The 8,512-nt window shown below is 64.2% G+C and carries 8 protein-coding genes; 3 read left to right on the forward strand and 5 right to left on the reverse strand.

The window, feature by feature from the left end; genetic code table 11:
- Positions 1–51: 51 nt before the first annotated feature.
- Genes NKJ75_RS22265 through NKJ75_RS22275 form a run of 3 tightly spaced genes read right to left on the reverse strand, consistent with a single transcriptional unit; the run spans position 52 to position 5,793 of the window.
- On the reverse strand, positions 52–3,324 hold the full coding sequence (locus NKJ75_RS22265; RefSeq protein WP_023745940.1) for an error-prone DNA polymerase: 3,273 nt from the start codon (positions 3,322–3,324) through the stop codon (positions 52–54).
- Positions 3,321–4,799 carry a DUF6504 family protein gene (locus NKJ75_RS22270; protein WP_023745941.1) on the reverse strand — a complete coding sequence of 493 codons (1,479 nt, stop codon included), beginning with the start codon at positions 4,797–4,799 and terminating at the stop codon, positions 3,321–3,323. Before NKJ75_RS22270 ends, NKJ75_RS22265 begins: the two co-directional genes overlap by 4 nt.
- Entirely contained in the window at positions 4,741–5,793 is a 1,053-nt protein-coding gene (locus NKJ75_RS22275; protein ID WP_023745942.1) for an ImuA family protein, read from the reverse strand. Before NKJ75_RS22275 ends, NKJ75_RS22270 begins: the two co-directional genes overlap by 59 nt.
- A gap of 229 nt (positions 5,794–6,022) precedes the next feature.
- On the opposite strand from NKJ75_RS22275, the gene NKJ75_RS22280 reads away from it, so the two are divergent.
- From NKJ75_RS22280 to NKJ75_RS22290, 3 genes are all read left to right on the forward strand, one after another.
- Positions 6,023–6,445 (forward strand): metallopeptidase family protein, encoded by a 423-nt coding sequence (locus tag NKJ75_RS22280; protein ID WP_023673918.1) that lies wholly within the window; start codon positions 6,023–6,025, stop codon positions 6,443–6,445.
- A 65-nt stretch (positions 6,446–6,510) separates the two neighbouring features.
- On the forward strand, positions 6,511–6,831 hold the full coding sequence (locus NKJ75_RS22285) for a type II toxin-antitoxin system RelE/ParE family toxin (protein WP_023673919.1): 321 nt from the start codon (positions 6,511–6,513) through the stop codon (positions 6,829–6,831).
- A 9-nt stretch (positions 6,832–6,840) separates the two neighbouring features.
- The gene (locus tag NKJ75_RS22290; protein ID WP_023673920.1) at positions 6,841–7,122 is read left to right on the forward strand and encodes a helix-turn-helix domain-containing protein; all 282 of its coding nucleotides are present in this window, start codon (positions 6,841–6,843) and stop codon (positions 7,120–7,122) included.
- Positions 7,123–7,152: 30 nt separating this feature from the next.
- Here the strand turns inward: NKJ75_RS22290 and NKJ75_RS22295 are convergent, their stop codons facing one another.
- Together NKJ75_RS22295 and NKJ75_RS22300 are read right to left on the reverse strand one after the other, a co-directional pair.
- A complete protein-coding gene (locus NKJ75_RS22295; protein ID WP_023673921.1) occupies positions 7,153–7,359 on the reverse strand; it encodes a DUF1737 domain-containing protein in 207 nt (68 codons plus the stop codon).
- A gap of 39 nt (positions 7,360–7,398) precedes the next feature.
- Complete coding sequence (locus NKJ75_RS22300) at positions 7,399–8,280, reverse strand: HpcH/HpaI aldolase/citrate lyase family protein (protein ID WP_023745943.1); 882 nt, start codon at positions 8,278–8,280, stop codon at positions 7,399–7,401.
- Positions 8,281–8,512: the final 232 nt, after the last annotated feature.

Raw genomic sequence — 8,512 nt, forward strand, 5'->3', positions numbered from 1 at the left:
TCTGCCCTTGCCGGCATTAATGTCATGGGCTCCCGACCGCCCTGCACTTGCCTACTGAAAATTCCGCCCCTTGGGCATGACCCTTTCAGCTTTGTCCGAGAGGGTGGCAATGTCGGGCCGGGCAGCCGGCGTCATCTCTTCCAGCAGCACCGTCAGCCACGGCGTCAAATCCTCGATCTTCTCGGCGACGATGTGGATGACGTCGGATTCCGACTGCAGCTTGCCGGTGACCTTGACGAAGCGCGCGCCCATGACGATGGGCCGGAAACGGGTAAAGGTCCGCTCCCAGAAAATGACGTTGGCGACGGCCTTGTCGTCTTCCAGCGTCAGGAAGATCGCATTGCCCTTGCCGGGCCGCTGCCGCACCAGCACCAGGCCGGCGACCGAGACCCGCCTGCCGTCGCGCACCGAGCCGAGATTGGCATTGGGAATGACGCCGGCGCGGTCGAGCCGCTCGCGCAGGAAGGCGACCGGATGCGCCTTCAGCGACAGGCCGAGCGCGCGGTAGTCGTGGATGACGTGCTCGCCGAGCGGCATTGTCGGCAGTTTTGTCTCGGGCTCGAGTTCGCGCAGCCGGATCGCCGGCTGGTCGAACAGCGGCAGCCGTTCGGCGGCGCTCTTGCCATCCAGCGCGCGCACCGCCCACAAGGCTTCACGACGGTCGAGGCCGAGCGAGCGGAAGGCGTCAGCCTGCGCCAGTCTTTCGATTTCGCCGACATTGAGGCCCGAGCGCAGCCAGACATCCCTGACGCTTGTATAGCCGGCGCCGCGCCGCGCGGTGAAAGCTTCCATACGCTTCTCGGCCAAGCCCTTGATCTGACGGAAGCCAAGCCGGACGGCGCACCGGGTCTTGATGACACCGCGCATTTCGGCATGGCGCGCAAGGATGCGGCCCGGATCGAATTGGGCTTTCTCCAGGGTGCAGTCCCAGTCGGAAAAATTGACGTCGACGTCGCGGATATCGACGCCATGGTCGCGCGCGTCGCGCACCAGCTGGGCCGGCTGGTAAAACCCCATCGGCTGCGAATTCAGGATCGCGGCGCAGAACACGTCGGGATAAAAGGTCTTGAACCAGCAGGAGGCATAGACGAGCAAAGCGAAGGAGGCGGCGTGGCTTTCGGGAAAGCCGTATTCGCCGAAGCCTTCGATCTGCTTGAAGCAGCGCTCGGCGAAGTCCTTGGTGTATCCCTTGCCGACCATGCCGTCGATCATGCGCTGGCGGTAATTGCCGATGGTGCCGGTGCGCTTGAAGGTGGCCATGGCGCGGCGTAGTTCGTCCGCCTCGCCCGGCCTGAAGCCGCCGGCGACGATGGCGATCTTCATCGCCTGTTCCTGGAACAACGGCACGCCCAGCGTCTTGCCCAGGATTTCTTCCAGTTCCGGCTTGGGGTACTCAGGCATTTCCTTTTTCTGCCGGCGGCGCAGATAGGGATGCACCATATCACCCTGGATCGGACCGGGCCGCACGATCGCCACCTCGATGACCAGGTCGTAGAATTCGCGCGGGCGTAGACGCGGCAGCATAGACATCTGCGCGCGCGATTCGATCTGGAAGACGCCGAGCGTGTCGGCGCGGCAGATCATGTCGTACACGTCGTTCTCTTCCGGCGGCAGGGTGGCCAGCACATAGGGTCGGCCGTAATCATCCCGGGCCTTCGGATAATAGTCGGTGAGCAAGGTGAAGGCGCGTTTGAGGCAGGTCAGCATGCCGAGCGCCAGAATATCCACCTTCAGGATCTTCACCGCGTCGAGATCGTCCTTATCCCACTCGACCATCTTGCGCGCCTCCATCGCCGTCTTGACGATGGGGACGATCTCGTCGAGCCGGTCGCGGGTAATGACGAAGCCGCCGACATGCTGCGACAGGTGCCGGGGAAAGCCCATGATCTCGTTGGCGTGGGCGATCACGCGACGGGTCGAGGTCTCGTTGCGGTCGAGGCCGCCGGCATGCGCCTCCTTCTCGCCGAGCTCCGAGGTCGACCAGCCCCAGATCGAACTGGAGAGCGCACTGCGGACATCGTCCGACAGGCCCATGGCCTTGGCCACCTCGCGCAGCGCCGAGCGGCCGCGATAGCTGATGACGGCGGCAGCCAGCGCGGTGCGCTTGGCGCTGTATTTGGAGTAGATGTACTGGATCACCTCCTCACGCCGCTCATGCTCGAAATCGACGTCGATGTCGGGCGGCTCGTTGCGCTCCTCGGAAATGAAGCGCTCGAACAACGTGTCGATGCGCTCGGGGCCGACCTCGGTGATGCCGATGCAGTAGCAGACGATCGAGTTGGCGGCCGAGCCTCTGCCCTGGCACAGAATGCCCTCATTGCGGGCGAACTGGACGATGTCGTAAACGGTCAGGAAATAGCGCGCATAATTCAGACGCTCGATCAGAGCGAGCTCCTCACTGATGCGCTGCAAGACGGAAGCGGGGACGCCCGCCGGATAGCGCGTGGCGGCCCCCTCCCTGGCCAGACGCTCTAGCTCGGCCTGCGGCCCAAGCCCTGATTGCGTCGGCTCGTCGGGATAATTGTACTGGAGGTCGCTGAGCGAGAAGGTCAGTTCGCCGGCAAAGCGCAGCGTCTCGGCCAGCGCCCGTGGATGGCGGCGGAAGAGACGGGCCATTTCCAGCGGCGGCTTCAGATGGCGCTCGGCGTTGGCCGTCAATTCCAGCCCGACCTCGGCGACCGGCAAATTGAGGCGGATGGCGGTGAGCACATCTTGCAGCGAGCGGCGCTCGGCGCTGTGATAAAGCACGTCGTTGGTCGCCATCAGCGGCACGCCGGCGATGTCCGCCATGCCCGCCGCCTGCTCGATGCGGAAACGGTCATTGCCGCGATAATCCGGCGCCATGCCTAGCCGCAAATTAGCGCCGAAACGGTCTTTCAGTTGACGGACCAATGCCAGGGGATCGTCGGCATTCGCCGAGAGATCCGGCAGCACCGCCAGCGACAGCAGGTCGCCCCATTCGAGCAGGTCGCTGCGCTGGAGAAGGGTCGCGCCCTTCTCGTTTTCATCGCGCAAATTGGCTTGCGTCAGCATGCGGCAGAGATGGCCCCAGCCCTTGCGGTTCTGCGGATAGGCGAGAATGTCCGGCGTGCCGTCGCCGAACACCAGGCGGCAACCGGGGTGATAGGCGAGCTTCTCGACCTTGGCCTGCTGCCAGGCGCGCACGACGCCGGCCACCGTGTTGCGGTCTGCCAGTCCGATCGAGGAAAAGCCGAGGAATTTGGCCGCCACCACCAGCTCCTCCGGCTTGGAGGCGCCGCGCAGGAAGGAGAAGTTCGACTGGATGCCGAATTCCGCATAGGGGATGACGGTCAGCGCGTTCATGCGAAGACTCCATGCATGAACCAGCGCGGCGGCACCTGCGGGTTGCCATAGAGGCCTTGCCGGTAGAGCCAGTAGCGGCGGCCGTCGGCATCCTCGATCCGGAAATAGTCACGCGTCGATGTGAGCGGATCGCTTGACGTTTCACGCCACCATTCCGGCGCGATGCGTTCCGGCCCCTCGGCGCGCGCGACCCGGTAGAGCGCGCGGCGCCAGCGGAAATTCATCGGCGGACCCTCAGGCATTTCGGTGGCCGGCACCTCGATCGGCTCGGGCGAACGGAACAGCCGGATCGGCCGTTCCGGCGGGAAGATGGTTGCGCGCGGCGCGTCTTTCGAGCCCGGCTTCCTGAGCGGTGGTTTGCGTTGTGGCGCTTCCGAGAACGGGATGGTGGCGATGGCGCGCTCCGGCAGATGGCTCTCGAGGGCGACCGGTTTCAGCACCGCACTGTCGCCGAGCCTGGCGCGGATGCGGTCGGCAAAGAGTGCCATGTCGGCGCCGTCATCCTCGGTCTCGCCGGTCAAATCGGCCTGCTGCATGTCGAAGCCGGCGGCCGCCAGCACCGAAAGCCGCACCAGGTCGAAGCCGTAGCCGGCATCGATGTCCTGTTCGAGCGCGGCCAGCCGCTCATGGAACAGGCGCTGGATAAGCTTGGGTTCGCGCAACGGTCGCGAGGTACCGACAGCGATGCGGCTGACGGCGCCGTCGACGCGAAACAAAAGCAGCGCCAGCATCCTTGCGCCCTCGCCGCGGCGTTCGAGATCGGCCTTCAGCGTCACCGCCAGCAAGAGCACCAGCCGTTCGATCTCGGCGGTCAGCACGACCGGCTCGGCCAGGTGGCGTTCGACCGAAAGCGGGGCCACGGGCAGGCGCGGCGATACCGCCTCGTCGAGGCGGCCGAGCGCCTGGTCGAGCCGCAACAGCAAGGTCGCGCCGAAGCGACGGGCGAGCGGCGCGCGCGGCGCTGCCATGACCGCGCCGGCGGTCCGCAGGCCGACGCTTTCCAAGCTGGCGCGGATATCGGCCTCGATGCGCAGTGCCGCCAGCGGCAAGGGGGCGAGCAGCGCTTCCTCCTCGCCGGAGACAACGATGCGGTTGCCGCAGAAGCGCGCCGCCGCCCAGGCTGCACCCGGCGTCGCGGCCAACCCGGCGCGGACATCGAAACCCTGCTGGAAAAACCGCGCAAGGATGTCGTCCAGCATGGCGCGCTCGCCGCCGAACAGATGCGTGCAGCCGGTGACGTCGAGATAAAGGCCATCAGTACCGTCGAGCGCCACCAGCGGCGTATAGCGATCGCACCAGTCGGCGAGGCCTTCGAGCAGCCGGCGATCGGCGTCCGGATCGGCCTCGACGATGTCGATCGAGGGATGCATGGCGCGCGCATCGGCAATGCCCATGCCAGGCTTCAGATGCAGCGCCTCAGCCCGCTCGTCGAGGGCCGATATGCGCTGGGCGTTGCGGTCGCGATGGCTGATCACGAGCGGTGGGTGAGATGGCGGCAGATGATCCGAAGGCCGGGAACGCCACGACCGTCCCAGGCGCTGGCGCAGGATCCGTTCTGCCGCCAGATGCGGGAACCACAGCGACAGAATTCTCTGCCCGTTTTTCGCGGGGCTTTCTTTCTTCGAATGCGTGTTCATCGGGGTTCCACTCCAGTGTGAATTGTCCAGGCAGAGCGGTGCGGCTCTTGCCGATGCTGACGGTGAAGGCAGGCCGGCCGATCGAGCCGGCGAGCGACCCGGCGATCGTCCGGCGGCTCGCCGCTGGTGCAGCCGACACGATGAGGCGCACCGGGGCGGCGGTCGGCTCGGCTTCGCCGGCCTGGCGCAGCAGGAACACCGGCCGGCCGGCGTTTTGGGCGCGCGCGTGCAGCCGGCGCGTCGCGGTGAGGTCGAGCCGCTGCGGGCTGCCACGGATTTCGAGGATGATTGCGGCGAGCGCCGTCATCTTCGCGGCCTCCTCGGCTACCCACAGCGCATCGGTGAGTTTCGGCGCCTCGGAAAACAGCAACTGCTCCGGTGCGATACCGAACATGCCCTGCACTCCCCTGGCATAGGGAAAGCCGGCCTCGCGAAAAATCTCCGACGTGCCGATCCACAGCACGGGCAAGGGCTGGCCCTTGAGGATCAGGCTGACCAGCGACAGCACAAAGCCGGCGACGGCCCCGGCATTGCGGGTCTCAAGGCCATGGATTTCGCTCAAGGCGGCTTTCGGAAGGCCGCCGCTCAGCGCCGCATCGAGGCGCTCGACGCCGGTGGCCAGGAAAGCATCCGGCGAAGCCACGGCAAGCCCGCGCCGGATGATGGTGACATCGGCATCGGGTTCAGGCGCGGCGTCGAGACCGCCGCCAGGACCCGCGCGCAGCCCCTCGCCAGCCGGCGCGGCCAGGCGCTCGGGCAGCGTTCCCTCGATCTTCGCGATCTGGCGGCGCAGGGCAAAAACAGTCTCCCGCGCCACGGCTGATGTCGCCATGACGGTCAATTTCTCTCACAACTGTTCCTGTTATGTTCCTATAGATTCCAGAGGGTGCCGGAAGAGTCAAGCGGAGTCAGAAGGAATTTATTCCTTGATCAAAGGTGACGAGGCCAACCTTGGACTTTGGTCGCAGCCATTCGGCGCAAAGAAACAGTCATTGGCCAGGTACCCGGTCCATTTGCCGAGTCCGGAGGGAAAGCCTATATGCCGGATCAAAGGACAAAGCATGGCCCGCATCTACAAGACCCGCACCTGGCACGATGAACTCTCGCCTTCGATCGAGGAGATCGAGTTTCTGGCGCTGGAGGCGTACGCACATCTGCCCGACGATTTTCGCAAGCTGACCGGCGAGATCGTCATCATGATCGCCGAATTCCCGACCGACGAGATCATGGACGATCTGTCGCTGGAGACACCGTTTGATCTGCTTGGCCTGTTCGAGGGCCGCGGCATCGCCGAGCGCTGGAACCCGCAGACCGGCGAAGGCCCGAACCGCATCACCCTCTACCGCCGCGCCATCCTCGACTATTGGGCCGAAAACGAAGAGACGCTGGGCGACATCGTCACCCACGTGCTGATCCACGAGATCGGCCACCATTTCGGCCTGTCGGACGACGATATGGAAAAGCTTGAAGAGGCGGCGGAGTAAGGCTGTGCGATATTCAGGTGGCGAGCCTGCTTGTGAAATTATACAAGTTTTGATATAAAGTCTGTATGCCGACCAAGCGACTGGAGTTTCTTGGAGATTCTCTTGCCAAGCTCCGGGCTTTTCCAGAGGCGGTGCGCAAGGAAACGGGCGTTCAACTGCACAAGGTTCAACTCGGATTTGAGCCAAGCGATTGGAAGCCGATGACGACGATAGGCCTAGGCGTACGGGAAATCCGTGTCCGAGACGATGCTGGCGCGTTCCGGGTGCTTTACGTCGCCAGCATAGGTGACGCCGTCTTTGTCTTGCACGCCTTCCAGAAGAAGACGCAACAGACGGCGAAACGAGACTTGGCTCTTGCCGCATCGCGGTTCAGGCAAATTCAGTGAGACATGCTCATGGAACGTCAAAGCTTTGAAAATGTCTGGGATGCGCTGGAAGACACCCCGGCTCAGTCCGCCAACATGACTATGCGCTCCAATTTGCTGATCGCGATCGAACAGCGGGTGCGGAGTTGGGACGTTACCCAAGCCGAAGCAGCCAACCGGCTCGGGATTACCCAGCCACGCCTTAGCGATCTTCTGCGGGGCAGGATCGCGAATTTTAGTCTGGACACCTTGATCAATCTGGCCACACAGGCCGGACTTACAGTGCGTCTTGATATTGCCGAGGCAGCCTAGCGCTGTCTTAGACAGGCTGGCAAAGCTCGCCTACCAATCACTCAGCTTCGTATCCGGCCCGTATTCCTGGCCGTCGATATCCTTCACCACCGCCTGGCCGCAGCGCATCGATTTGGTCTTCTTGTCATAGGCGTAGGTCGGTGAGCCGTACAGGTGCCAGCCCTTGTTCAGCGCCGCGGTGACCTTGTGGCAGAAGGTTGAATCGTCGGGGGCGGACAGAAAGCGGTAAAGTCTCATGGGTCAGATCCTGTCGTGAGTTCGTCTTTTCGGGGCGGATCATGCGCCGATGGCGGCGGCCTTCGCCAGCAGTTTTTCGGCTTGCACCAGGTGCAGCCGTTCGACCATCCTGCCATCCAGCGCAATCACGCCCTTGCCGGCATTTTCGGGCAAGGCGAAAGCCTCTTTCACCGCGTGCGCCTCGGCCAAGGCTTCGGGCGCGGGCGCAAAGGCGCGGTTGGCGGTTTCGATCTGGGCGGGGTGGATCAGCGTCTTGCCGTCGAACCCCATGGCGGCGGCTTCCGTGCATTCGCGCGCAAACGCGTCGAGGTCGCGAAAATCGTTGGAGACGCCGTCGAGTATGTCGATGCCGCCGGCTCGCGCCGCCAGCACCATCTGCATCAGCCAAGGCACGAGGTAGCGCCGATCAGGCGTCGCCAGAATGCCGGTTTCCTTGACCAGATCGTTCGTTCCGGCGACGAAACAATTTAGCCGCGAAGCGCGATCGCGGCCGAGTTCGGCAATGGCGCCGATATTGAGCATGGCCTTGGGCGTCTCGATCATCGCCCAGAGCTTGACGCTGTCGGGGGCAAAATTATCGTCGAGCACGTCGCCGACTTCGAGGATGTCACGCGGCGTGGCGACCTTGGACAACAGGATGCCGTCGGGAACGAATTTCGCCGCGGCCAGCAGGTCATCGTTGCCCCATTCGCTGGACAGCGCGTTGACGCGCACGATCATTTCGCAGCGGCGTTTCGGTCGGCTGGCGAAAATGCCGGCCAATTTGTCCCGCGCGGCGATCTTGTCTGAGGGCGCGACGGCGTCTTCGAGGTCGATGATCACGGCATCGCAGGCAAGCGTTGCGATCTTGGCCAGCGCCTTGTCGTTGGAGGCCGGGACGTAAAGCACCGAGCGGCGCGGGCAGTAGAGTTCGCTTGTCATGGCCGATCTATGCCGCGTGTGGGCGGGGGAGGCAAGCGTCCGACCGGTACCTGATGACGAGCCAACCGCGAAAGCTTGCGCTGCCCCGCCCGTCCCGCAGCAGTTGCGGAAGGGAGCCTTCCTCTCCCCCGTCGATCGGGGGAGAGGTGTGGTGCGAAACAAGACCGAGGGTGGGGGGGCCCCCTTTTCGCCAACCCGCCAATAGCGAGCTGGGCGTGAGGTTTTCGTTTGG

The organism is Mesorhizobium sp. M0058, from assembly GCF_040323095.1.
Lineage (GTDB): Bacteria > Pseudomonadota > Alphaproteobacteria > Rhizobiales > Rhizobiaceae > Mesorhizobium.